This window comes from Chromatiales bacterium, from assembly GCA_020445605.1.
In the GTDB taxonomy this organism is placed as follows: domain Bacteria; phylum Pseudomonadota; class Gammaproteobacteria; order JAGRGH01; family JAGRGH01; genus JAGRGH01.
In genome coordinates, this window is record JAGRGH010000039.1 from 1 (window position 1) to 1,398 (window position 1,398).

At 61.9% G+C, this 1,398-nt stretch carries 2 protein-coding genes; both read left to right on the forward strand.

The window, feature by feature from the left end; all coding sequences use genetic code 11:
• Positions 1–639: hypothetical protein (locus tag KDG50_08400; protein ID MCB1865440.1), on the forward strand; the 639-nt coding region annotated here is incomplete at its 5' end.
• Positions 640–656: 17 nt separating this feature from the next.
• Positions 657–1,398: TonB family protein (locus tag KDG50_08405; protein ID MCB1865441.1), on the forward strand; the 742-nt coding region annotated here is incomplete at its 3' end.

A 1,398-nucleotide genomic window follows, 5' to 3' on the forward strand; every position in this document is an offset into this window, starting at 1 on the left:
ACCACGCGTGTGTACGTCGTTCCCGAGGGGAAGGTCGAGGTCGAGGCGTGGGCGCGCGGTACGTTTGACGATGGTGAATCGGAGTGGCGATTTCTGCAGGAACTGGAAATCGGTTTGCCCGGCCGCTTTCAGCTCGATCTTTATCTGCGCGAAGATTACGACAGCGCGAGCGATGACACGTTGTGGGGCAGTCAGTTCGAAGTGCGCTGGGCGTTGGCGGACTGGGGCGAGGTCTGGGGGAATCCGACGCTGTATTTTGAGTATGTTCTGCTGGACGATCGGCCGGACAAGATTGAGCCGAAGCTCCTTCTCGGCGGCGAGATTACGGAGCGCTGGCACTGGGCGGTGAATTTTGTCGCTGAGCTTGAGTTGGGCGGTGAGCGCGAGCACGAGTACCAGGTGACGTCGGGGGTGTCGTATTCGATCATTGATTCGGTGCTGTCGCTCGGCGTCGAGAATCGTTTCGTCTTTGCCGACACGAAGGATGATCGCGGCGATTTCACGACGCAGTTTCTCATCGGGCCAAGTTGCCAGTGGAGGCCGACGCCGCCGCTGACGATCAACGTTGCGCCGCTGTTCGGCGTTACGGAAGACAGTCCCGAGGTTCAATTGTGGCTGAACATCGGGTGGGAGTTCTAAGATGAGCCGGAGGCGCGATGAAGCACGAAGCGCACATCTGGGTTCTGTCGGCGGGTCTGTCGGTCGGCGTTCATCTCGCGGGATTTGCGGTGATGACCTGGCTGCCGATCGACAAGTCGCCGGATCTTCATCTGCCTGCCGGCGATGCGTCGGGTGTGCGGGTGCATCTGCTGTCGACGGCTGAGCGGGCGGATGCGCATGATGCGCACGATGCGCATGCTGTGCAGGATGTGATCGATGCGCCGAATGCGATGAACATCGCAGCGTTTTCGGCCGAACCCGAGCACGCTGCGGTCGATGTCGTGACACCACCGCCGGTGGTGATCGATGTGCCGGCGCGTCTGTCAGCCGATGTGCCGGTCGTTGACGAGACGTCGGCGATTCCGGATTTCGATTTCGCGGTCATCCGGCGGGAGATGGCACGTATGCGCCGTGATGCGCAGGCGCAGCTTGCGTTGTGGAGGGTATCGGCGGAGCGTCTTGTGGAGCAGTGTGCATCGGCGATTGCGGCATCGCCGTCTGCGCCGGAGTCGTCAGATGCGCTGACGGTTTCGGTTGCGGAGGAGATCGGCGAGCAGACCGGCGGAGTGGATCGGCAGCCGGTTGCGTCGCCGGCGAACGTGCCGCCGGTGTATCCGCGTGATGCGTTGCGTCGTCATCAGTTCGGCACAGTGGTGTTGCTGTTGACGATTGATGTTGACGGTCGGGTGTTCGCGGTTGAGGTGGCGACGAGTTCGGGAGTTCGTTCCCTGGATGCGG